This window comes from Arthrobacter sp. FB24 (genome assembly GCF_000196235.1).
Lineage (GTDB): Bacteria > Actinomycetota > Actinomycetes > Actinomycetales > Micrococcaceae > Arthrobacter.
On sequence record NC_008541.1, the window covers coordinates 2,687,953 to 2,710,100 of the forward strand.

Here is a 22,148-nt window from a genome sequence, read left to right on the forward strand (position 1 = left end):
TGCTTAGGCCTCTACTTTTTCTGCCGCGGTCTTGACAACACTGATCTGCGGTTCACGTACATCGGCCGGGACGGTGTCCAGCTTTACCGTCAGTGTTTCGGTCTTGACGAGCTCTGCGTTCGCCAGCAAAGCGTCGACGACGTCCTGCTTCGCGGTAACAGTGGTGTGAATCCGGTCGCTCACGTTGAGTCCGGCGTCCTTGCGGGCCTGCTGGATGGCGCGGACCATGTCGCGGGCGGCACCCTCAGCTTCCAGTTCCGGAGTGACCTCAGTATTGAGGACCACAAAACCGCCGCCGGGCAGGACCGCCGCCGCGCGGGATCCTTCGCCTTCCGCCGCTTCCGCCACAACGGTCTCCAGCGTGTATTCCTGCGGCTCCAACTCGAGCCCGCCGGCCGTCACCACACCAGCTTCCGAAACAGACCAGTCACCGGACTTGGAGCCCTTGATGGCCTGCTGGACGTTCTTCCCCAGGCGCGGGCCCGCGGCCCGGGCGTTGACCACGAGCTTCTGTTCGATGCCGAACTCCTCCGGTGAGGCGCTCTCGGCGTCGAGCAGGCGGACGGAACGCAGGTTCAGTTCATCGGCGACGACGGCGGCGAAGCCTTCCAGCGCGTCCGCGCCGGGTGCCACAACAGTGAGCTCCTGCAACGGCAGGCGCACCCGCAGGTTGGCGGCCTTGCGCAGCGAGGATCCGGTGGAGCAGATCTGCTGGACCCGGTCCATGGCCTCAACGAGTTCCGGGTTGGCCGGGAACAGGCCGGCGTCCGGCCAGTCGGCCAGGTGCACCGAACGCCCGCCGGTGAGGCCGCGCCAGATCTCCTCGGAAACCAGCGGCAACAGGGATGCGGCCACGCGGGAGACAGTTTCCAGCGCGGTGTACAGCGCGTCGAAGGCGTCAACGCTCTCGTCGAAGAAGCGCTGGCGGCTGCGGCGGACGTACCAGTTGGTGAGCATGTCCAGGTAGCTGCGCAGTTCGTCGCAGGCGCCGGAGATGTCGTAGCCGTCCAGCTGCGCGGTCATGTTCCGGACCAGGTCCCCGGTGTTGGCCATCAGGTATTGGTCCAGGGTGTCTGCGTAGCCGTCGTAGCGCAGCCTGGCGTCATAACCGCGTCCCCCATCCGCGGCATTCGTGTACAGCGTGAAGAAGCTGTACACGTTCCAGAGCGGCAGGATGACCTGGCGGACGCCGTCGCGGATGCCCTGCTCGGTGACCACAAGGTTGCCGCCGCGAAGGATGGGACTGGACATCAGGAACCAGCGCATGGCGTCGGAGCCGTCGCGGTCCAGGACCTCGGAGACGTCCGGGTAGTTGCGCAGGCTCTTGGACATCTTCTGCCCGTCCGAGCCCAGCACGATGCCGTGGCTGATGACGTTGCGGAAGGCAGGCCGGTCGAACAGCGCAGTGGAGAGGATGTGCAGCATGTAGAACCAGCCGCGGGTCTGGCCTATGTACTCGACGATGAAGTCCGCCGGGTTGTGCGTGTCGAACCACTGCTCGTTTTCGAACGGGTAGTGAACCTGGCCGTAGGGCATGGAACCGGAGTCGAACCAGACGTCCAGGACGTCCTCGACGCGGCGCATCACTGACTGTCCTTCTTCCGGCGTGCGGGGGTCATCCGGGTTGGGGCGCACGAGTTCGTCGATGAACGGCCGGTGCAGGTCAACCTGCCCGTCCTTGTTCAAGGGGAGCCGGCCGAAGTCGGCTTCGATCTCGGCGAGCGAGCCGTAGACGTCGGTGCGCGGGTATTCGGGGTCGCTGGACTGCCACACCGGGATGGGGCTGCCCCAGTAGCGGTTGCGGCTGATGGACCAGTCGCGGGCGTTGGCCAGCCACTTGCCGAACTGGCCGTCCTTGACGTTGCCGGGGATCCAGTTGATCTCCTGGTTCAGCTCGGACATGCGGTCCTTGAACTTGGTGACCTCCACGTACCAGGAGGACACGGCACGGTAGATCAGCGGGTTACGGCAGCGCCAGCAGTGCGGGTAGCTGTGCTCATAGCTGGCCTGGCGGACCAGGCGGCCCTGGGCGCGCAGCACCTGGGTGATGGGCTTGTTGGCTTCGAACACCTGCAGCCCAACGATGTCGTGCAGCTCGCCGTGAGAGAAGAGCGGCAGGAACTTGGCGCCCTCGTCCACGGACAGCACCACGGGGATGCCGGCCTCTTCACAGACCTTCTGGTCGTCCTCACCGTAGGCGGGCGCCTGGTGGACGATGCCGGTGCCGTCGGTGGTGGTGACGTAGTCCGCCACCAGGAAGCGCCAGGCATTCTCTGTGCCGTACTTTTCGGTATCGCTGAAGTCGTTCCAGAGCGGCTGGTACGCCAGGCCGGCAAGTTCGGCGCCGGTGTACGTGGCGGTGACTGCGGCTTCCGCCTCCTCAACGCCGGCGGTGCCGTCGCCGTAGCCAAGGTCCTTGGCGTAGGCGCCCAGCAGGTCCGCGGCGAGCAGGAAGCTGCCTCCGACCGGGGCATCCGGGGACGCCGCTTTGATGCCGTTGGGTCCGGCCGGAAGCACCGCATAGGTGATGGACGGCCCGACGGCGAGCGCCAGGTTGGTGGGCAGTGTCCACGGCGTGGTGGTCCAGGCGAGGGCCTGGACTCCGGCAAGCTGCCGGGACAGTTCCGACTCCCCAGCCGTGATGGGGAAGGTGACCGTAACGGTCTGGTCCTGGCGGTTCTTGTACACGTCGTCATCCATGCGCAGCTCATGGTTGGACAGCGGCGTCTCGTCCTTCCAGCAGTACGGCAGGACGCGGTAGCCGTTGTAGGTCAGGCCCTTTTCGTGCAGCTGCTTGAAGGCCCAGAGCACTGACTCCATGTACTCGACATTGAGCGTCTTGTAGTCGTTGTCGAAGTCCACCCAGCGGGCCTGGCGGGTGACGTAGCTCTTCCACTCGTCCGCGTACTTCATCACGGAAGCGCGGCAGGCGTCGTTGAACTTGTCGATGCCCATGGCCTCGATCTGGGTCTTGTCCGTCATGCCCAGCTGCTTCATTGCTTCCAGCTCGGCGGGGAGCCCGTGGGTGTCCCAGCCGAACCGGCGCTCGACACGGCGGCCACGCTGGGTCTGGTAGCGGCCCACCAAGTCCTTGGCGTAGCCGGTCAGCAGGTGGCCGTAGTGCGGCAGGCCGTTGGCGAAGGGCGGGCCGTCGTAGAAGACAAATTCGTTGGACCCGTCTGTGCCGGCTTCGCGCTGGTCGATGCTCGCCTGGAAGGTGCCGTCCTGGTCCCAGTACTTGAGGATGCGCTCTTCGATCTCCGGGAACTTCACAGAGGCGGAAACGCTGCTGGTGCCTGACGGTGCGGCTGAGGCCTTGGGGTAATAGGTCATCTCGACATCCTGGGTTGAGCTAGTGAACAAGTGGATCATTCAGGATGCGAGGACGGCCCGTACGCTGTTTTGCAACAGCACCGGCACCGCGGTACCACCTCACTTACCGTCGCCGCACCCCCGTTTGAGGGAGCACCGGCGTCGGCCGCTCATTGCTGCTGTGACGGGCTTACCCGTCCGGTTCTACTGCTCCGGGTTCCTGCGCTGCAGGGGTCCGAAGGTTCTTCCGGAAGCTCACCGGTGATGGCCGGGTCGAAGCTGATACTCGATTCTACCCGGAGTTGCGGTGTTCTTCCGTAACCGGGGGCGTGCCTAGACTCGGGCGTATGACTTTCACCGCCCGGGCCGTTGCCGGAGTCCGGCCACGTAGCCGTTGGTCCGCCGTGTGGGCGGTGGCCGCCGTGCTGTTGGCCCTGCCGGTTGCGGTCCTCTCTGTGTTCCGCGCCGTCCCGGTGGAGTGGCCCACCCTGGCCGTCCAGCTCCTGTCCTTCACTCCATGGCTATTGATTCCGGCCGGCGCCGCAGTGCTTCTCGCCATCCCGGGGCGGCGCCGTTTTCTCATCTGGGTGACCGCGGCCCTCGCGGCAGCCCAGGTCTTCTGGCTGCTCCCGCTGGACCACGGCCGGAGCATCACGGAGGCCGGAGCGCCCGCGGCGAAGCTGACGGCCATGACCATCAATTCGGAGTTTGGCCAGGCCGAGGCGGCCGGGATTGTGCGGCTGGTCCGGGAGAACGGCGTGGGGCTGCTGACGGTGCAGGAACATTCGCGGGCACTCGAGGACAGGCTGGCCGCTGCGGGGCTGTCCGGCCTGCTGCCCTACAGGATCAGCTCTCCAACGGACGACGGCGGCGGCAGCGCCATCTACTCGGCCCACCGACTGGAAGCCGTGGGCGTCCTGCCTGACACCCCGTTCCACATGCCGATCGTGAGGCTCACGGTGGAAGGCGCCGGAGCGCCGGCGGTCCTGGAGGTGACGAACGTCCATGCGCTTCCGCCGGTGGACGTGCGTGTGGACCAGTGGCGCAGCGACCTGGCTGCCCTCGCCCGACTGTCCGTGCGGCCGGGCAACAGGCTGCTGATCGGTGATTTTAACGCCACGTACGATCACGCCGAGTTCCGCGCGCTGCTCGACGTCGGGCCGGACGGCCGGAAGATGGTCGATGTTGGGACGGCCGCCGGCTTGCGGCTGGAGCCCACCTGGCCGATGGAGGGGCACCGGCTCCCCGGCATTGCCATCGACCACCTGGTCACCAGCCCCGGCATCGCCGCTTCCGGGTATGCGGTCCATCGCGTACCCGGAACCGACCACGCCGCCGTGCTCGCGACGCTGAGCCTGCCGACGGGCCGGTAGTCCCCGGCTCAGCCCTGCTTGCGGATGAGCTTGTAGTTGGCAGCCTGCGCCACGGGCCGGATCACGATCTGGTCAAGGTTGACGTGGTGCGGGGCCATGACAGCGTAGCGGACCACATCGGCCACGTCTCCGGCCGTGAGCGGCTTCTCGACGCCCTGGTACACCTTCCCGGCAGCCTCCTCGTCGCCCAGCCTGTTGAGGGCGAACTCCTCGGTCTGCACCAGGCCCGGAGCCACTTCGATGACCCGGATGTTGTTTTCCACTTCTTCCAGCCGCAGTGCGCCGGTCATGGCGTGCTGGGCGAACTTTGCGGCGTTATAGCCGGCGCCGCCCTCGTAGGCGGCAAGTCCCGCCGTCGAAGTCAGGTTCAGGACCGTCCCTTCCCCGCAGGCCCGCAGCATCGGAAGGAAGGCACGGGTCAGTTTCATGGTGCCCAAGACATTTACGTCGAACATCCATTCCCAGTCCTCGGTTTTGGCGTCCGCGATCCGGTCCGCGCCCCGAGCACCGCCGGCGATGTTGATGAGGGTGTCAATCCCGCCGGCCTGCGTCACCTCGGAGAGGAGGCGTTCCACGTCAGCGTCGTCGACGATGTTCGCCGGAATTGCCGTGGCCCCGGTGGCCTCGGCAAGCACAGCGAGCCGGTCAGCCCGGCGCGCGACGGCAAAAACCGTCCACCCTTCGGCCCGCAGCGCGCGGACAGTGGCCGCGCCGATGCCTGTGCTTGCTCCTGTAACTACTGCTGCTTTCGTGTGCATTTCCTCAGTCATGGCACCACCCTAGCGTCGCAGGAAGTCGAGCCGCACGCGGTCTTACGGGATGCTACTGCAGGGCGGGGCGCAGGCCGAGGGAAGAGATCATGAAACAATTGCTCCATGGCTGAAGACAATCAGGGTACAGACACGCCCACCACCGCCCCTATCAACGTTCCGGACAAGCCCGCCCTGGAGGGGTTGGAAGCTGCCTTGACGCAGCGCTGGCTTGACGAAGGGACCTATAAGTTCAACCGGGAGACCACCAGGGGGCAGGTCTATTCGATCGACACTCCCCCGCCCACTGCGTCGGGATCCCTGCACGTGGGCCACATGTTCTCCTACACCCAGACCGACGTCCTGGCGCGCTACCAGCGCATGACCGGCAAGAATGTCTTTTACCCGATGGGCTGGGACGACAACGGCCTGCCCACCGAGCGCCGCGTCCAGAACTATTACGGTGTGCGCTGCGATCCGGCCATCCACTACGACGCCGACTACCGCCCGCCGGCTGAGCCCGCCAAGAACCAGCGCGACTTCGATGTCATCTCGCGTCGGAACTTCATCGAGCTGTGCGAGGAGCTCGCCGTTGAGGACGAGAAAGTCTTCGAGAACCTGTTCCAGACCCTTGGCCTGTCCGTTGACTGGGACCTCACCTACCGGACCATCGATGACAAGTCACGGGCCATCTCCCAGCGCGCGTTCCTTGCGAACCTGGCCGCCGGCGACGCCTACATGGCCGAGGCCCCCACATTGTGGGACGTCACCTTCCGTACGGCTGTGGCGCAGGCGGAACTTGAGGACCGCGAGGTCGCAGGCGCCTACTACCGCTACCCGTTCTTCACCGAGGACGGCGAGAAGCTCTTCATTGAGACCACCCGCCCGGAACTGCTGGCAGCCTGCGCCGCCCTGGTGGCAAACCCCGACGACGAGCGGTACCAGCCGCTGTTCGGCAAGAAGGTCACCTCTCCCCTGTTCGGCGTCGAGGTGGAAGTGAAGGCCCACCACCTTGCGAAGGCGGACAAGGGCTCGGGAATCGCCATGGTCTGCACCTTCGGCGACCTCACCGACGTGACCTGGTGGCGCGAACTCCAGCTTCCCACCCGAGCCATTGTGGGCCGCGACGGCCGCATCATCGGTGAGACCCCGGACTGGATCACCACCGAGGAAGGCCGCACAGCCTTCGCGGCTATCGCCGGCAAGACGGTCTTCAGCGCCAAGGAAGCAGTCGTCGAGCAGCTCACCGCTGCCGGACTCCTCGACGGCGAGCCGAAGAAGATCATGCACCCGGTCAACTTCTTCGAAAAGGGCGACAAGCCCCTCGAGGTGGTGACGTCGCGCCAGTGGTACATCCGCAACGGCGGACGTGACGAGGACCGCCGCGAACGCCTGATCGGCCGCGGCAACGAGATTGAGTTCCACCCCGCCTTCATGCGTTCACGCTACGAGAACTGGATCTCCGGACTGAACGGCGACTGGCTCGTGTCCCGCCAGCGCTTCTTCGGCGTCCCCGTGCCGGTCTGGTACCCGCTCGACGCCGACGGCAACCCTGACTATGACGCCCCGGTCCTGCCGACCGACGAACAGCTCCCGGTGGACCCTGCCGCTGACGCCGCACCCGGCTACGAAGAGGCCCAGCGCGATCAGCCCGGCGGCTTCACCGGTGACGCCGATGTCCTCGACACCTGGGCCACGTCCTCGCTGACTCCCCAGATCGTGGGCGGCTGGAGCACGGATGAAGACCTCTTCGCCAAGGTCTACCCGTTTGACGTGCGCCCGCAGGCACACGACATCATCCGGACCTGGCTGTTCTCCACCGCCGTGCGTGCCGATGCGCTGCAGAACACCGCGCCGTGGAAGCACGCGGCCATCTCCGGCTGGATCCTCGATCCGGACCGCAAGAAGATGTCCAAGTCCAAGGGCAACGTGATCGTGCCGACCGATGTCCTGAACGAGTACGGATCGGACGCCGTACGCTACTGGGCAGCCTCGGCGAAGCTCGGGGCGGACACCGCCTACGAGATCGCCCAGATGAAGATCGGCCGCCGCCTGGCCATCAAGCTCCTCAACGCCTCGAAGTTCGTCCTGAACCTCGGTGCAACGGAAAACTCGGTGGTCTCCGCCGACCTGTCGGTGCTCACGAACCCGCTGGACCGCGCCGTGCTGGCGCAGCTCTCGGACGTCGTGGCACAGGCCACCAAGGCCTTTGGGAACTACGACTACGCCCGTGCCCTGCAGATCAGCGAGAGCTTCTTCTGGCAGTTCACGGACGACTACGTTGAACTCATCAAGGACCGGGCCTACGGTGCCGCAGGCGAGGCCGAGCAGGCGTCCGTGCTGGCAGCCCTGGCCACCACCCTTGATACTCTGCTGCGGCTGTTCGCGCCGTTCCTGCCCTTCGCTACCGAAGAGGTCTGGGGCTGGTGGCGCAGCGGCTCGGTGCACCGCGCCGAGTGGCCGGCCGCCCTGGAGGTGTCCGACGGCGACACGACCATGCTCGCGACTGTGGGAATTGCGCTGAGCGGCATCCGCAAGGCCAAATCGGAGGCGAAGGTCAAGCAGCGCACTGAGGTGCTCTCCGCGACGATTACCGCCACGGAGTCGCTCACCACGCAGCTGAAGGCCGGCCTTGCAGACCTGAAGGCAGCCTCCAATGCTCGCGAACTGACCCTTGTGGCAGGCGAAGGAGAACTCACCGTCAGCGACGTTGTGCTGGCCCAGCCGGAAGAAGCGCCGGGCGCCTAGCCCGTCCCCCGGCTACCGGACACACATGAAGCCCCATCAGCGTTCAACGCTGGTGGGGCTTCTGCCTTCGGCGGCCTTACTGATTTAGGGCAAAGGGGAAGCCCCATCAGCGTTTTGCCGTTGGTGGGGCTTCGACTTTTTCGATTGTCTCGTGACGTCTGTGACAATCTGGCGGAATCCTCGGAATTCCAGGTCTTCCTACCTCGTCACTGGTAGCCAGCTTCTGACTTTGCCGAAGGCTGCGTCAGATGCGTGTCACTGAATCTTTGGTTTCCGTGTCCCGCTTCTTTCGAAGTGGGTAAGAACTATTGTTGTCCCACCCGGGGGCATTCGCAAGGGTAGCGAAAGAACTACAAGGCAGTAATTCTCACGGCCCGCAGGGGGCCGTCTGGGGGAACGTCAGTTGAATTCGGGACTTTCTGTTCTGCTGCGCTTGATCTCGAAGAAATGCGGGTACGCAGCCAGGGTCACCGCGGCGTCCCACAGGCGTCCCGCTTCTTCGCCCCGGGGAATGCGGGTCAGCACCGGGCCAAAGAATGCCGTGCCGTTGAAGGCCACTACGGGCGTACCCACATCCTGCCCCACGAGGGAGATGCCCTCTTCGTGGCTCGCGCGGAGCTGCGCGTCGAAGGCGTCTGAGGATGCTTCGGCCGCGAGGCCGGGCGGGAGGCCGCACTCCGCCAGCGCCTTGCTGATGACGATGCCGAAATCTTTCTCGCCTCCGTCGTGGATGAGGCTGCCCATTGCGTCATAGAGGGGCTTGATGACCTGGTCGCCGTGCTGCTCACGGGCGGCGATGATGACGCGTACCGGGCCCCAGGCCTTGTCCATGGCCTCGCGGTACCCCGGGTCCAGCTCGCGGCCCTCATTGAGGACTGCAAGGCTCATCACGTGCCATTCAGTTTGGATGTCGCGCACTTCCTCCACCTCGCCCACCCAGCGGGACGTGATCCAGGCAAAGGGGCACAGGGGGTCGAACCAGAAGTCGGCTTTGCTCACGGTGGTTTCAGGCACGGAAATCTCCTCGTAAAGTCGTCAGGGCACGGCGCACTTCAGGCGCACGTCTACCAAGAGCGATGAACTAAGCTGATTTATTCCGCCGCTTCGCCACCACGTCGTGGGCGATCATGGTGGGCGGCGCCTTCTTTGCCACCACATCCGCGGTAATAACAACGCTGGCGATGTCGTCCCTGCTGGGGAGATCAAACATCACGGGGAGGAGCACTTCCTCCATGATGGCGCGGAGCCCGCGGGCGCCGGTGCCCCGTTCCAGGGCCTGGTCGGCGATCACATCCAGCGCTTCGTCGTCAAAGAGCAGCTCCACACCATCCAGCTGGAACATCTTCTGATACTGCTTCACCAGCGCGTTCTTCGGCGTGGACAGAATTTGGATCAGGGCCGGCCGGTCCAAATTGGAGACCGTGGTGATGACGGGAAGGCGGCCGATGAATTCCGGAATCAGCCCGAACTTCAGCAGGTCTTCCGGCATGACCTCGCCGTAGGAGTCGGAGTTGTTCTTGACTTCGTTCAGCGGAGCGCCGAAGCCTATGCCCTTGCGGCCGGAACGGGAGCCGATGATGTCCTCGAGCCCGGCGAAGGCCCCCGCGACAATGAACAGCACATTGGTGGTGTCGATCTGGATGAATTCCTGGTGCGGGTGTTTCCGGCCGCCCTGCGGGGGCACCGAGGCCACCGTGCCTTCCAGGATCTTCAGGAGGGCCTGCTGCACGCCCTCGCCGGAGACATCCCGGGTGATGGAAGGGTTTTCGCTCTTTCGGGAGATCTTGTCGATCTCGTCGATGTAGATGATGCCCTGCTCGGCCTTCTTGACGTCGTAGTCAGCGGCCTGGATGAGCTTCAGGAGGATGTTCTCCACGTCCTCGCCCACGTACCCGGCCTCGGTCAGCGCCGTAGCGTCCGCGACGGCAAACGGTACGTTGAGGCGCCGGGCGAGGGTCTGGGCCAGGTAGGTCTTACCGCAACCGGTGGGGCCGATCAGGAGGATGTTCGATTTGGCGATCTCGACGTCGTCGTGATGGACGCCTTCGGCGAGGCTGCCGCTCTTCGGGGCGTGGCCGGCCTGGATCCGCTTGTAATGGTTGTACACCGCGACGGCGAGGGAACGCTTGGCCGGTTCCTGGCCGATGACGTATTCCTGCAGGAAATCGTAGATTTCGCGCGGCTTGGGCAGTTCGAAGCTGCCAAGGTCCGCTACTTCCGCGAGTTCCTCTTCAATGATCTCGTTGCAGAGCTCAATGCACTCGTCGCAGATGTAGACGCCGGGCCCGGCAATGAGCTTTCGCACCTGCTTCTGGCTCTTTCCGCAGAAAGAGCACTTCAGCAGATCCGTGCTCTCGCCAATCCGAGCCATATGTGAACCCCTTAGTATCCTGCTGCTACCGCAGCACTGCACCGGTTGCTGGAATCACGGTGGGTCCGGGAGGTCCGGCCGTGACATCTTCCACTCTAGGTCACATTCGGCCTGAGAGGTGGAACCTTACGCATTGAAAGCGAAAGCCGGTGCGGTCCATTTTTCATGAACCGCACCGGCTCCGCATGTCGTGCTGATTACCTGCTGATAGCCTGCGGCTTGATCTTGCGGGAATCAAGGACCTGGTCGATGAGCCCGTAGGACTGCGCCTCTGCGGCGGTCAGGATCTTGTCCCGCTCGATGTCGTTGTTGACCTGCTCGGACGTCCGGCCCGAGTGCTTGGCCAGCGTGTCTTCGAGCCAGGAGCGCATCCGCATGACTTCCGCGGCCTGGATCTCGAGGTCCGAGGCCTGGCCGCCCTGGCCGCCGGACAGTGCCGGCTGGTGGATCAATACGCGGGCGTTGGGCAGTGCCAGGCGCTTGCCCGGCGTACCGGCCGCCAGCAGGACGGCTGCGGCGCTTGCAGCCTGGCCCAGGCACACCGTCTGGATCTCGGGACGGATGTACTGCATGGTGTCGTAGATCGCCGTCATGGCGGTGAAGGAGCCGCCCGGAGAGTTGATGTACAGCGTGATGTCGCGGTCCGGGTCCGTGGACTCCAGCACCAGCAGCTGCGCCATGACGTCGTCGGCGGAGGCGTCGTCCACCTGCACACCGAGGAAGATGATCCGGTCCTCAAAAAGCTTGGTGTACGGGTCCTGGCGCTTGAAGCCGTAAGGGGTACGCTCCTCGAACTGCGGCAGCACGTAGCGGCTGGTGGGCAGGTTCCCGGCAGACGATCCGAAATTGTAGTTCATGTTCATTTCTCCTGGAATCATTTCTGTCTACCCCGGTTACTTTTCCGAGCCGCTGGCGTTTTGAGTTCCGCCGCCGCCGGCCACAGATCCCGCGTGCGCGGCGATCTTGTCGAAGAAGCCGTACTCAAGGGCTTCGGGTGCCGTGAACCACTTGTCGCGGTCGTTGTCCTTGAGGATGGTTTCCACGGTCTGGCCGGTCTGGTCGGCGGTGAGTTCCGCCATGACCTTCTTCATGTGCAGGATGAGCTCAGCCTGGATTTTGATGTCCGAGGCCGTACCGCCGATGCCGCCGGACGGCTGGTGCATCAGGATACGGGCGTTGGGGGTGGCGTAGCGCTTGCCCTTGGTGCCCGAGGACAGCAGGAACTGGCCCATGGATGCAGCGAGGCCGGTGGCGACGGTGACGACGTCGTTCGGGATGAACTGCATCGTGTCGTAGATGGCCATGCCTGCCGTAACAGAGCCGCCCGGCGAGTTGATGTAAAGGTAGATGTCCTTATCGGGGTTCTCCGCGGACAGCAGCAGCAACTGCGAGCAGATGGCGTTGGCGTTTTCATCGCGGACCTCGGAGCCGAGCCAGATGATTCGCTCTTTCAGCAGGCGGTTGTAGATGTAGTTGTCCTGGGCTGCCGGATCGACAGTAGCCATCCGGGGGGCCCCTGCTTGCTGTGACATATGTACTTACCTCTCGCTGGCGACGGTGACGTCACGGGACGACGTCACTGAAAATCACTACTTGGACACTAACCGGTTTGGCGGCCGTTTTGTTCTCACGGATCGCGCTGTTCGCTGACGGCGCACGATTGCCCGCAACCGCACCGCAGAGCACGACACAGCCGCAATTCCGGGGTTAAACGGAGGAAGCCCCCGGATCAGGGATCCGGGGACTTCCGTGCAACACGTGCTAGAACTTCACTGCTGCCGGATCGTCGCTCGGCGCAGCTTCTTCGGTGGCAGCTTCGCCTTCAACGGCGTCGCTGTCGACGGCGGGGGCTGCTTCAGCCTCAGCGGCCTCCTCTTCGCCGCCGGGGCGGACGAAGTCGCTCAGGTCAACCTTGTTGCCTTCAGAGTCCGTGACCTCGGCCTGGCCCAACACGACGGCCAGTGCCTTGCGGCGGCGAACCTCGGAAACCATCATGGGAACCTGGCCGGACTGATCGATGATCTGGGCGAACTGGTTCGGGTCCATGCCGTACTGGCTGGCAGTGGTGACGATGTAATCGATCAGCTCGTTCTGGCTGACTCCGACTTCTTCCTTGTCAGCGATGGCGTCAAGGATGATCTCGTTCTGGAAGGCCCGCTCAGTGTTGGCCTTGACCTCGGCGCGGTGCTCTTCGGTGTCGTGCTCGCCGTCGCCGTGGGAGTTCTCAGCCTTGAAGTGCTGCTCCAGCTGCTCTTCGACAACCGAAGCGGGAACGGGAACCTCAACGAGCTCAACGAGCTTGTCCAGGACCTTGTCGCGCGCTTCGACACCCTGCTCAACAACCTTGGATTCGGCAGCCTGCTTGGCGAGGTCCTCGCGCAGTTCGGCCAGCGTGTCGAACTCGGATGCCAGCTGGGCGAAGTCGTCGTCAGCCTCGGGAAGCTCGCGCTCCTTGACGGACTTGACCACTACCTTGACCTGGGCAGCTTCGCCGGCGTGGTCACCGCCCACGAGGGTGGTGTCGAAGATGGCGTCCTCATCGGCGCTGAGGCCGGTTACAGCCTCGTCCAGGCCTTCGAGCATGGTGCCGGCGCCAACCTGGTAGGACAGGCCGGAAGCGGAATCAACTTCGGCGCCATCGATCGAAGCGGTGATATCGATCGTCAGGAAGTCGCCGTCGGCGGCCGGACGATCCACGGACTTCAGCGTGCCGAAACGGCCGCGAAGCTCGTCGAGGGCCTTGTCAACGTCTGCCTCGGAGGACTCAGCAGCGGCCACCTCGACCTTGATGCCCGAGTAGTCAGGCAGTTCGATCTCGGGACGGACGTCAACTTCGGCATGGAACTTGAGTTCGCCGTCGGTCGCAGTGGGATCCGGGACCTCGGTGATTTCAACCTCGGGACGGCTCAGCGGGCGGATGCCAGTCTCCTGGACAGCCTCCTGGTACCAGCCGTTGAGGCCTTCATTGATGGCGGTTTCCAGCACGTAGCCGCGGCCAACGCGCTGGTCGATCAGCTTTGCGGGGACCTTGCCCTTGCGGAAGCCAGGGACCTGGATCTGCGAAGCAACAGTCTTGTATGCCTCATCGATGCTGGGCTTCAATTCCTCAAAGGGGACCTCAACATTGAGCTTGACCCGCGTGGGGGTGAGGTTCTCGACAGCGCTCTTCACAGTCTAAGTACTCCTGGTTTTGTGGGATGGGGTTCTGCAAACACGATGATCTGACAAGCTGCAGAGTCGGGGTGACAGGATTTGAACCTGCGACTTCCTGCTCCCAAAGCAGGCGCTCTAGCCAAGCTGAGCTACACCCCGTAAGTGCACAGAACAGTCTACGGTCATAACGGCCGGATATGCACATTTGACACTGGGGCCCTGAATTAGGTTTAGTTATATCCGGCTCGAGCAGCCGACCGGAAGAAATGCACCAACAGCCCCTGCGGATCAGCAGCACGGCCGGATGCCTTTCCACGGGGACGTAGCTTAATGGTAAAGCCTCAGTCTTCCAAACTGATTACGCGGGTTCGATTCCCGTCGTCCCCTCCAGGACAGTCCCGCAGGAACGTTCCAGGGACCACCACGCAGGACAACAAAAGAGCCCCTCTCCGGAGGGGCTCTTTTGTTTCGTCAGGATCCCTGTTGGCACACGGGGCACCAGTAGAGCTTGCGCGCGCCAAGGTCCGTCAGGGCCACCGGCGAACCGCAGATCCGGCAGTCGAGGCCGTGCCGCCGGTAGACGAAGTGGGACTCGCCGGGTGCCGGCAGGCCGGCCGCGGGTTCCGTCCAGTAGCGGGGAGGCGTGGTGATGATCCTGCCGTCGCGGACGCCGTCGGACATCATGGCGACAGTGTCCTCCCAGAGACCGCCCGCCGCCTCCGCGTCCAGGGAGCGTCCTGGCAGCCAGGGATCCAGGCCCTGGCGGAAGAGCAGTTCGGCGCGGTAGACGTTCCCGACGCCGGCTATCACCTTCTGGTCCATCAGCAACGCCGCGAGGGGCGTCTTGCGTGCGCGGAGACCGGCAACGAAACCGTCCTTGTCCCCGGGAAGGTTCCGCAACGGATCGGGCCCCAGCCGGGCCAGGACAGCGTCGGCCTCGGCCTCCGTGATGGCGTGGCACGTGGTGGCACCCCTGAGGTCCGCCCAGCCGTGGGCGCCTGCAAGGCGGACACGGACGGCGCCCACCGGCGCAGGCGGCCCTGTGTATCCCGGTCCGCCGCCGGCCGCGGGGTCCGTTGCGCCGTCGTCGAACACTTCCCTCTCCCCAACCTTCCGGGGTGCGCCGATGCTGGACGCGCCCCGGAAGGTGGCGTCACCGCCGAAATCCCAAGCGCCATAGAGGCCCAGGTGCACATGCAGGGCGAGCCCGTTGTCGAAATGCAGGAACATGTGCTTCCCGTGGGCCACCGTGCCGAGCAAGGTGCGGGCATCCAGCAGCGCCGCGCCGTCGGCGAACCGGCCCTGCGGACTGGAAACGGCGAGGCGCTGGCCAGCGAAGACGTCCGCGAACTGGCGGGCCAGCCGGTGGACCGAGTGCCCCTCAGGCACTAGGCGATAACCTCGCCGGTGTTCTCGTAGGCCGCGATCTTGCCGATGCGGCGCACGTGCCGTTCATCGTTGCTGAATGGTTCCCGCAGGAAGGCTTCGATGATTTCCGTCGCTTCGTCCACGCTGTGCTGCCGGCCGCCGACCGCAACGACGTTGGCATCGTTGTGCTCGCGGGCCAGGGTTGCCGTGGACAGGTTCCAGGCAAGCGCCGCACGGACACCCTTGACCTTGTTTGCGGCGATCTGCTCGCCGTTCCCCGAGCCGCCGAGCACGATACCCAGGGCGTTGATTCCCGCCGCCTGGTCCGCCACGACGGCAAGCGCCGCGTTGATGCAGAAGGACGGGTAATCGTCCAGTGCGTCATAGACCTTGGGCCCGTGGTCCACCACGGTGTAGCCCTTGGCCGTGAGGTGGGTTACCAGATGGGCGCTGAGCTCCATGCCGGCGTGGTCTGTGGCGATGTGGACGCGCGGGAAGTCGGAAGATGTGGTCACGGCAATGTCCGTTCAGTCATAAGCACCGGTAGGCTTCCGGGCTGCTTCGGGGGTCGGATCCAAGCGTACTAGCCTGCGGGCGCCGGCTGCCTGCCATGAACACTCTGCGGACGCCGGTAGGTGCACCAGGCGTTCGGATCAGGATTGCGGGGGCTACTTCTCGCCGCGGGCCCGGGCGGCCACGCGGGAGAGTACGGCGGCCACCTTTTCGGCGGAATCGGCGCTGCCGCCGCTGATGGCCATCTTCTTGCCGTCCGCGCGGTTGACCACGACGGCGGGTCCGCTGCTGACCAGCATGGCAGTGGTTCCGCCGTGGTGTCGGTAGCCCCAGCCGCCGTAGTCTGCGGCACGGACAACTGCGGGCGTTGCGGAGGAAATGGCCGACGCCGGGACTTCCATCACGCGGACGAACCCTGCGGCGAATACCCGCAACCCGCTCCGGTCAACGATGACCCTGGCGAAGAGGAAGGCGGCTGCCAGCACCGCCAGCGCCACGAGGAGCGCACCCAGCCACGGGACGGCGATGGAGACCAGGGCTGCCGGAAAGAGCGAGGCGACGCCCAGCATCACAAACACGGAACTGCGCGCATGGACCCACATGTGGACTGAATCCGCCGCCAGCTCAGGGTCGATTTCGCGGTCCAAGGCAGCCCGCACAGCACGGTCATCGTCCACCGACCACCGCTCGTCCGCCTTGAAAACGAAGCCCATGATGACGCCGAGGGGCAGGGCGGCCCCGCTCCCGAGGGCAAGGACAGTCATGTCCACCCGGGCTTCGCGGACGTCTGCGATTCCCGCCTGGCCCACGAGCACTGCAGCCAGCACCGTGGTGACGAAGAGGCTGACCGTCAGCCCGGCGCCCATCATGAGACGCCGCATGACGGCGGGCCTGCTCAGCGGTACGGCCTGCCCCAGGACTAGCCAGCCCACCAGCACTACGATCAGGCCCCCGAAGGTCACAAAGGCGGAGAACGGCGCAAAACCGGCCGGTCCGGCCTCGGTCCAGCGCACCGCCATGGGGTCCGGCACGTCCGGCCGGATCAAGAGTGCGCAGACTACGAACGCGGCGGCCAGCAGCACGGGGAACACCATCGCGAACCGCAGTGCCCTGGCGTCCACCGAATCCCTGATCTTTCCCATACCCCAACGCTACTCCGCGCCGGCGCCGCGTGATCCACCTAACTTGCCATCGCCCGGCGAAGTGAAAGAATAACTTCACAGTGCCGGCGATGACCGTTGCCGGCCGGCAACCGCAACCCTTTCTGGAGGCCCCACTTTGCCAGGCATGAACCTGACGCGCGCCGAAGCCCGTGAGCGCGCCGACCTCATCTCCGTTGAGTCCTACGACGTCAGCCTGGACCTGACCCGGGGCGACAAAGTCTTCGGCACCACCACGGCCGTGAAGTTCAGTGCGCGGCCCGGGTCCTCCACCTTCATCGACGCGGTAACCCACCAGGTCCTCAGCGTCATGCTCAACGGCGAGGAACTCGACCCCGCGGAAGTGTCCGACGGCGTCCGCATCCAGCTCCCCTACCTCGCCGCGGAAAACGACCTGCTGGTGGTTGCCGAAGCGCCGTACATGAACACCGGCGAAGGGCTCCACCGTTTCGTGGACCCGGTGGACAACGAGGTTTACCTGTACACGCAGTTCGAGGTTCCGGATTCCCGCCGGATGTTCGCAGTGTTCGAGCAGCCCGATCTCAAGGCGAGCTTTACGTTCACCGTCACCGCGCCGTCGCACTGGGACCTGGTGTCCAACTCCCCCACGCCCGTCCCCATCGAAACCATTCCCGGCGAGGACGGCGGCGCCCGCTCCGTCTGGGAATTCGCCGCCACCCCGAGGCTGTCCTCCTACGTCACGGCGCTGGTCGCCGGCCCCTACCAGTCCGTGCGCAGCGAGGTGAAGTGCGCCGACGGGCGCGTCGTTCCGCTGGGCGTATTCGCTCGCAAGTCGCTCATGCAGTACCTGGATGCGGACAACATTTTTGAGCTCACCCGCCAGGGGTTCGAGTTCTTCGAGGCACAGTTCGGCTGCCCCTACCCGTTCGAGAAGTACGACCAGCTCTTCGTTCCCGAGTTCAATGCCGGCGCAATGGAAAACGCCGGCGCCGTGACCATCCTGGAAGGCTACGTGTTCCGCGGCAAGGTCACGGGCGCACAGGTTGAACGCCGTGCCATCACGGTGCTGCACGAGCTCGCACACATGTGGTTCGGGGATCTCGTGACCATGCGCTGGTGGAACGACCTCTGGCTTAACGAATCGTTCGCCGAGTACATGTCCCACCTGGCTGCCGTGGAAAACACCGAGTTTGACCACGCCTGGACCACGTTCGCCTCGGTGGAGAAGTCCTGGGCCTACCGCCAGGACCAGCTGCCCACCACACACCCGATTTTCGCCGAGATCAACGACCTGCAGGACGTGGAGGTGAACTTCGACGGCATCACGTACGCCAAGGGCGCCTCGGTGCTGCGCCAGCTGGTTGCCTGGGTGGGCCCGGAGCAGTTCATGGCCGGTGTCCGCGAGTACTTCAGCAAGCACGCCTGGCAGAACACCGAGCTCAGCGACCTCATGGTGGAGCTGGAGAAAGCCAGTGGCCGTGACTTGGACCAGTGGGGCAGGCTGTGGCTGGAAACCGCCGGCGTCAACACGCTGACTCCTGACGTGGCGGTGGATTCCGCAGGGGTCATCACGTCCTTCTCCATAGTGCAGTCCGCGGTGGCGGAGCAGCCCACCATCCGGCCGCACCGGCTCGCGGTCGGCTTCTATAACGTCGCCGACGGGCAGCTTGTCCGGGTGCACCGCGAGGAACTGGACGTCGACGGCGAACGCACCGACGTGCCTGCCCTCGCCGGCCTGCAGCAGCCGGACCTTATCCTGCTCAACGACGACGACCTCGCCTATGCCAAGGTCCGGCTCGATCCGAAGTCGCTGGCCACCGCGACGGCCCACCTGAAGGACTTCCGCGAGAGCCTGCCGCGGACGCTCGTCTGGGGCTCCGCCTGGGATGCGGCGCGCGACGGCGAAACACCCGCCCGCGGCTACGTCGAACTGATCCTCGCCAACATCGCCTCCGAATCCGATTCGTCAGTGATCCTGGTCCAGCTTCGCCAGCTGGCCACGACGCTCAGCTACTACGTTGCCGAAGAGCACCGGGAGAAGACGTCCGTGGCCGCAGCGGACACCCTCTGGAACCTTGCCGGTTCCGTCCCGGCGGGATCGGACGCGCAGCTGCAGTTCGTTAAGTCCTTCGCGCTGCTGGCCCGCAGCGACAGCCAGCTGGATACGGTTTCCGCGCTGCTGGACGGCTCGGCGGCACTGGACGGCCTCACCGTCGACCAGGACCTGCGCTGGGAACTGCTGGCGTCGCTGGTGGCAGGCGGCCGGGCCGGCCAGGACCGGATCGACGCCGAACTCGAACAGGACAACACCGCCAACGGCCAGAACGCGGCGGCACTGGCCAAGGCAGCCATCCCCACGGCCGAGGCCAAGGCCGCGGCCTGGGAGTCCATCGTGGTGAAGGGTGAGCTGTCCAACGCCCTCCAGGCATCCGCGGTGGCAGGTTTCACCCGCGTCCTGGATCCTGCGCTGCTGGAGCCTTACACGGAGAAGTATTTCGACGCCGTTCCCGGCATCGTGGCGAACCGCACGCACGCGCTCGCCCAGCAGATCGTCGTCGGGCTTTATCCGGCGCAGCAGACCACCCAGGCCACCGTGGACCGGACGGACGAGTTCCTGGCTTCGCTTCCCGAAGACAGCGCCGCCCTGCGGCGCATGATGCTGGAAAACCGCGACGGCGTTGCCCGCGCGCTGCGGGCCCGCCAGGCTGACGTCGGGTAGTCAACGGCATGAGCCTCGACGAGCACCGCTACGCCGTGACGGTCCGATGGACCGGGAACCGGGGAGACGGAACGTCGACGTACCGGGGGTACTCCCGGGACCACGACATCGAAATCCCCGGGCTTCCGGTCCTCAAGGGTTCCGCGGATCCCACCTTCCACGGCGACAGGACGCGCTACAACCCCGAACAGCTGCTGCTGACCGCCCTGTCGCAATGCCACATGCTTTCGTTCCTGCATGTGGCTGTGAAGCACGGCGTAGTGGTGACGGCCTACGAGGACCGCGCCGAAGGCCTGATGCGGACCAACCGCGACGGCAGCGGCCAGTTCGAGTCCGCCACACTCCGGCCCGAAGTGACCGTTGCTTCAGCCCTGGACCCCGCACTGATGGAGCAGCTGCATGAGGAGGCAAACAAGGTCTGCTTCATTGCCCGGAGCGTGAACTTTCCCGTCCTGCACGAACCCTCCGTGCAGGTGCGGGAAGCCTAGCCGCGGGCTTCCACGAGCCGCTTCTCGGTGTCGGCACTGAGCCCGGCTTTCCTCTCCCGGTCCAGGCCGCGGCGGCGTTCGTCCTCGAGCGTGTCCCGCAGCGTCTCCTGCCACGGCCGCAGGCTGAGGCCGGCTGCCAGCGCGGCATCGTTGGAGCGTGTGGCGAAACCGTCATGTCCCGGAGGGAGGCAGAGGGGCAGTGAATCGGGGCCTGCCCAGTAACCGACCCCGCGGGCAACCAGCCAGTCTTCCGGGACCGCCAGCATGCGACCGGAATAGTTGGCCGCACGCCTTGCTTCGTCCAGGTAGTCACCGAACCTCACGACGCCTCCCACCGCGTTCAGGGCGCCGGCAATCTTCAGTTCGGCCGCCTTGAGGATCCACGCTGCGAGGTCGCGGACGTCGATGACCTGCGTCGCACCGGAAACTGTGTCCGGAACGATGACCGGCCCTGCGTCACGGGAAAACCGGGCCGGCCAATAGCCGTACCGGTCCGAACTGTCACCCGGGCCGCCGATCAGCCCCGCCCGGCAGAGGTGGGCCTTCCCGCCGGTAATGGCCATGGCATGGTGCTCAATGGCCGACTTCGCCTCGCCGTAGTTCTCCGGCGCAAAGCCGGTGTCCCGTGTGAGCGGCGGTAACAGGGCCGCGCTCTCATCCGCGCCGGGCACCGAATGGTCGGCGTAGACAGAGCAGCTGGACACCACGGTCCAGTGCGCTGCCGCGGGCGCCAGGGCCTCGAGTGCGTCCTTGGCCTGCTCCGGATCACGGGCCACGTCAATGACGGCGTCCCAGTCTCCTGCTGCCTCCGCGTAGGCCGGCAGGCCCGTGGTCCGGTCGGCCCGCAGCCAGGCCGTTCCTTCCGGCGGAGTGGCCGCCGAGCCGCGGGCGAGGCAGGTCACAGCATGGCCCGCGGCGGCTGCCTGCCGGGCAATTTCGGCTGACAGGAATGCGGTGCCGCCAAGAATCAGGATGCGCATGTGGCCACGCTACGGCGCTACTGTTGAAGGTGAAAAGAGTGTTATGCGCCCGGCGAACGCCGGCAGCTCCGGCGAGAGCCGATAAGCAATAAGGAGCATCCCTGCCGATGTACAGCATGTTGTCGATCACCCCGCCCGCCACCCCGGACATGTCCGGAATCAACGCCGCCGGGATTGTGATCAGCATCGGAGTGGGCGTCACAATCTGGCTCGTAGCCTCGTTTGTGATTGCCGGAATCACCAAGAGTGTGGCTGCAGGAACCACGTTCTTCAAAAAGCCGCACTTCCGCTGGGTCGCCCCTGCGCTGCGCGCCCTGGACCACGAACGCCGCGTCCAGCGTGCCAAAACGATCGGATCGCTGCTGAACAGCGTGGCGGGTGTCCTGATCGCCGTGATCACCATCATGTACGTCCTCAAGAACCTGGACGTGGACATCGCGCCGCTACTGACGAGCGTGGGCATCCTGGGTGTCGCCATCGGCTTCGGCGCCCAGCAGCTCATCCGCGACTTTCTAGCCGGCATCTTCATCACGATCGAGGACCAGTACGGCATCGGCGATGTCATCGAGACCAGTGAAGTGGTGGGCACGGTGGAGTCCATGGGCCTGCGCATCACCCGCGTCCGTTCCGAAGACGGCGCCATCTGGTACCTGCGCAACGGCGAAATCCTGCGGGTGGGCAACCGCTCCCAGGGCAACTATGTCGCCCCGGCGGACGAGACCCCGGACGTGTCCGCCCCTGAGACCGCACCCCAGCAGAAGGCCGGAGAATAGAACCATGAGCATGCCAACCCCTGAACCGCGCCAACCGAAGATGCTGATGCAGAACGATCCGTTCTCCCGGCCCGGGTACACGGACAACTTCTACGACGCCGTTGGCGGCCACGAGACCTTCGTGAAACTCATTGACGTCTTCTATGACGGCGTGGCCACCGACCCGCTGCTCCGGCCGATGTATCCGGAAGCGGACCTGGGACCGGCGAAACGGCGTTTCCTGATGTTCCTCGAGCAGTACTGGGGAGGCCCCACCACCTACGGCGAGGAACGCGGACACCCCCGGCTGCGCATGCGCCACATGCCGTTCCGCGTCACCCCCGAAGCCAAGGACCGGTGGCTGCACCACATGCGCACGGCGGTTGACGCGCTGGAGCTGCCGCCGCTCTACGAGGGCACTCTGTGGGATTATATGGAGCGCGCGGCACTGTCCATGATCAACAGTCCCTCGGACGCCTGAGCGCGGTCCACCATCCGGTA

Annotated in this window: 17 protein-coding genes and 2 tRNA genes; 7 read left to right on the forward strand and 12 right to left on the reverse strand. The window is 65.2% G+C overall.

What is annotated here, in order from left to right; translation table 11 throughout:
- Positions 1-3: 3 nt before the first annotated feature.
- Positions 4-3,333 carry an isoleucine--tRNA ligase gene (ileS, locus tag ARTH_RS12135; protein WP_011692240.1) on the reverse strand — a complete coding sequence of 1,110 codons (3,330 nt, stop codon included), beginning with the start codon at positions 3,331-3,333 and terminating at the stop codon, positions 4-6.
- 326 nt (positions 3,334-3,659) lie between these two features.
- Here ileS and ARTH_RS12140 point away from each other — a divergent pair, with 326 nt between their 5' ends.
- The gene (locus ARTH_RS12140; protein ID WP_011692241.1) at positions 3,660-4,685 is read left to right on the forward strand and encodes an endonuclease/exonuclease/phosphatase family protein; all 1,026 of its coding nucleotides are present in this window, start codon (positions 3,660-3,662) and stop codon (positions 4,683-4,685) included.
- 8 nt (positions 4,686-4,693) lie between these two features.
- On the opposite strand, the gene ARTH_RS12145 is transcribed toward ARTH_RS12140, so the two are convergent.
- Positions 4,694-5,455 carry an SDR family oxidoreductase gene (locus ARTH_RS12145; protein ID WP_011692242.1) on the reverse strand — a complete coding sequence of 254 codons (762 nt, stop codon included), beginning with the start codon at positions 5,453-5,455 and terminating at the stop codon, positions 4,694-4,696.
- A 105-nt stretch (positions 5,456-5,560) separates the two neighbouring features.
- On the opposite strand from ARTH_RS12145, the gene valS reads away from it, so the two are divergent.
- A complete protein-coding gene (valS, locus tag ARTH_RS12150; protein ID WP_011692243.1) occupies positions 5,561-8,182 on the forward strand; it encodes a valine--tRNA ligase in 2,622 nt (873 codons plus the stop codon).
- A gap of 399 nt (positions 8,183-8,581) precedes the next feature.
- Here valS and ARTH_RS12155 read toward each other — a convergent pair whose 3' ends face one another.
- The 6 genes from ARTH_RS12155 to ARTH_RS12180 form a co-directional block, all read right to left on the reverse strand.
- Positions 8,582-9,196, reverse strand: a complete 615-nt coding sequence (locus ARTH_RS12155; RefSeq protein WP_011692244.1) for a mycothiol-dependent nitroreductase Rv2466c family protein — start codon at positions 9,194-9,196, stop codon at positions 8,582-8,584.
- Between the two features lie 67 nt (positions 9,197-9,263).
- Positions 9,264-10,553 carry an ATP-dependent Clp protease ATP-binding subunit ClpX gene (clpX, locus tag ARTH_RS12160; RefSeq protein WP_011692245.1) on the reverse strand — a complete coding sequence of 430 codons (1,290 nt, stop codon included), beginning with the start codon at positions 10,551-10,553 and terminating at the stop codon, positions 9,264-9,266.
- 197 nt (positions 10,554-10,750) lie between these two features.
- Entirely contained in the window at positions 10,751-11,410 is a 660-nt protein-coding gene (locus ARTH_RS12165; protein ID WP_028268993.1) for an ATP-dependent Clp protease proteolytic subunit, read from the reverse strand.
- Positions 11,411-11,446: 36 nt separating this feature from the next.
- The gene (locus ARTH_RS12170) at positions 11,447-12,058 is read right to left on the reverse strand and encodes an ATP-dependent Clp protease proteolytic subunit (RefSeq protein ID WP_011692247.1); all 612 of its coding nucleotides are present in this window, start codon (positions 12,056-12,058) and stop codon (positions 11,447-11,449) included.
- 256 nt (positions 12,059-12,314) lie between these two features.
- The gene (gene tig / locus ARTH_RS12175) at positions 12,315-13,724 is read right to left on the reverse strand and encodes a trigger factor (protein WP_011692248.1); all 1,410 of its coding nucleotides are present in this window, start codon (positions 13,722-13,724) and stop codon (positions 12,315-12,317) included.
- A 66-nt stretch (positions 13,725-13,790) separates the two neighbouring features.
- Positions 13,791-13,865 (reverse strand) — tRNA-Pro (locus ARTH_RS12180).
- A 157-nt stretch (positions 13,866-14,022) separates the two neighbouring features.
- Here ARTH_RS12180 and ARTH_RS12185 point away from each other — a divergent pair.
- Positions 14,023-14,096: transfer RNA gene (locus ARTH_RS12185), tRNA-Gly, on the forward strand.
- An 81-nt stretch (positions 14,097-14,177) separates the two neighbouring features.
- On the opposite strand, the gene ARTH_RS12190 is transcribed toward ARTH_RS12185, so the two are convergent.
- The 3 genes from ARTH_RS12190 to ARTH_RS12200 all read right to left on the reverse strand — a co-directional run bounded on the left by ARTH_RS12190 (position 14,178) and on the right by ARTH_RS12200 (position 16,729).
- Positions 14,178-15,095 carry an Fpg/Nei family DNA glycosylase gene (locus tag ARTH_RS12190; RefSeq protein WP_011692249.1) on the reverse strand — a complete coding sequence of 306 codons (918 nt, stop codon included), beginning with the start codon at positions 15,093-15,095 and terminating at the stop codon, positions 14,178-14,180.
- Positions 15,095-15,589 carry a ribose-5-phosphate isomerase gene (locus ARTH_RS12195; RefSeq protein ID WP_011692250.1) on the reverse strand — a complete coding sequence of 165 codons (495 nt, stop codon included), beginning with the start codon at positions 15,587-15,589 and terminating at the stop codon, positions 15,095-15,097. The genes ARTH_RS12190 and ARTH_RS12195 overlap by 1 nt, the downstream gene beginning before the upstream one ends.
- Before the next feature lie 153 nt (positions 15,590-15,742).
- Entirely contained in the window at positions 15,743-16,729 is a 987-nt protein-coding gene (locus tag ARTH_RS12200; RefSeq protein WP_011692251.1) for a hypothetical protein, read from the reverse strand.
- Positions 16,730-16,874: 145 nt separating this feature from the next.
- Here ARTH_RS12200 and pepN point away from each other — a divergent pair, with 145 nt between their 5' ends.
- Positions 16,875-19,427 (forward strand): aminopeptidase N, encoded by a 2,553-nt coding sequence (pepN, locus tag ARTH_RS12205; RefSeq protein WP_043429835.1) that lies wholly within the window; start codon positions 16,875-16,877, stop codon positions 19,425-19,427.
- 8 nt (positions 19,428-19,435) lie between these two features.
- Positions 19,436-19,915, forward strand: coding sequence for an OsmC family protein (locus tag ARTH_RS12210; RefSeq protein ID WP_011692253.1), 480 nt, complete (start codon positions 19,436-19,438; stop codon positions 19,913-19,915).
- On the opposite strand, the gene ARTH_RS12215 is transcribed toward ARTH_RS12210, so the two are convergent.
- Entirely contained in the window at positions 19,912-20,895 is a 984-nt protein-coding gene (locus ARTH_RS12215) for an epimerase (RefSeq protein WP_011692254.1), read from the reverse strand. The genes ARTH_RS12210 and ARTH_RS12215 overlap by 4 nt on opposite strands.
- A 107-nt stretch (positions 20,896-21,002) precedes the next feature.
- Here ARTH_RS12215 and ARTH_RS12220 point away from each other — a divergent pair, with 107 nt between their 5' ends.
- On the forward strand, positions 21,003-21,668 hold the full coding sequence (locus tag ARTH_RS12220; protein ID WP_011692255.1) for a mechanosensitive ion channel family protein: 666 nt from the start codon (positions 21,003-21,005) through the stop codon (positions 21,666-21,668).
- A gap of 4 nt (positions 21,669-21,672) precedes the next feature.
- A complete protein-coding gene (locus tag ARTH_RS12225; RefSeq protein WP_043429836.1) occupies positions 21,673-22,128 on the forward strand; it encodes a globin in 456 nt (151 codons plus the stop codon).
- Positions 22,129-22,148: the final 20 nt, after the last annotated feature.

Coding starts and splice junctions, on each gene's coding strand:
- ARTH_RS12210 (WP_011692253.1), top strand. CDS start 19,436: ATGAGCCTCGACGAGCACCGCTACGCCGTGACGGTCCGATGGACCGGG.
- ARTH_RS12220 (WP_011692255.1), top strand. CDS start 21,003: ATGTACAGCATGTTGTCGATCACCCCGCCCGCCACCCCGGACATGTCC.
- ARTH_RS12225 (WP_043429836.1), top strand. CDS start 21,673: ATGAGCATGCCAACCCCTGAACCGCGCCAACCGAAGATGCTGATGCAG.
- ARTH_RS12200 (WP_011692251.1), bottom strand. CDS start 16,729: ATGGGAAAGATCAGGGATTCGGTGGACGCCAGGGCACTGCGGTTCGCG.
- pepN (WP_043429835.1), top strand. CDS start 16,875: ATGAACCTGACGCGCGCCGAAGCCCGTGAGCGCGCCGACCTCATCTCC.
- ileS (WP_011692240.1), bottom strand. CDS start 3,333: ATGACCTATTACCCCAAGGCCTCAGCCGCACCGTCAGGCACCAGCAGC.
- ARTH_RS12165 (WP_028268993.1), bottom strand. CDS start 11,410: ATGAACTACAATTTCGGATCGTCTGCCGGGAACCTGCCCACCAGCCGC.
- ARTH_RS12140 (WP_011692241.1), top strand. CDS start 3,660: ATGACTTTCACCGCCCGGGCCGTTGCCGGAGTCCGGCCACGTAGCCGT.
- ARTH_RS12170 (WP_011692247.1), bottom strand. CDS start 12,058: ATGGCTACTGTCGATCCGGCAGCCCAGGACAACTACATCTACAACCGC.
- valS (WP_011692243.1), top strand. CDS start 5,561: ATGGCTGAAGACAATCAGGGTACAGACACGCCCACCACCGCCCCTATC.
- ARTH_RS12215 (WP_011692254.1), bottom strand. CDS start 20,895: ATGCGCATCCTGATTCTTGGCGGCACCGCATTCCTGTCAGCCGAAATT.
- clpX (WP_011692245.1), bottom strand. CDS start 10,553: ATGGCTCGGATTGGCGAGAGCACGGATCTGCTGAAGTGCTCTTTCTGC.
- ARTH_RS12145 (WP_011692242.1), bottom strand. CDS start 5,455: ATGACTGAGGAAATGCACACGAAAGCAGCAGTAGTTACAGGAGCAAGC.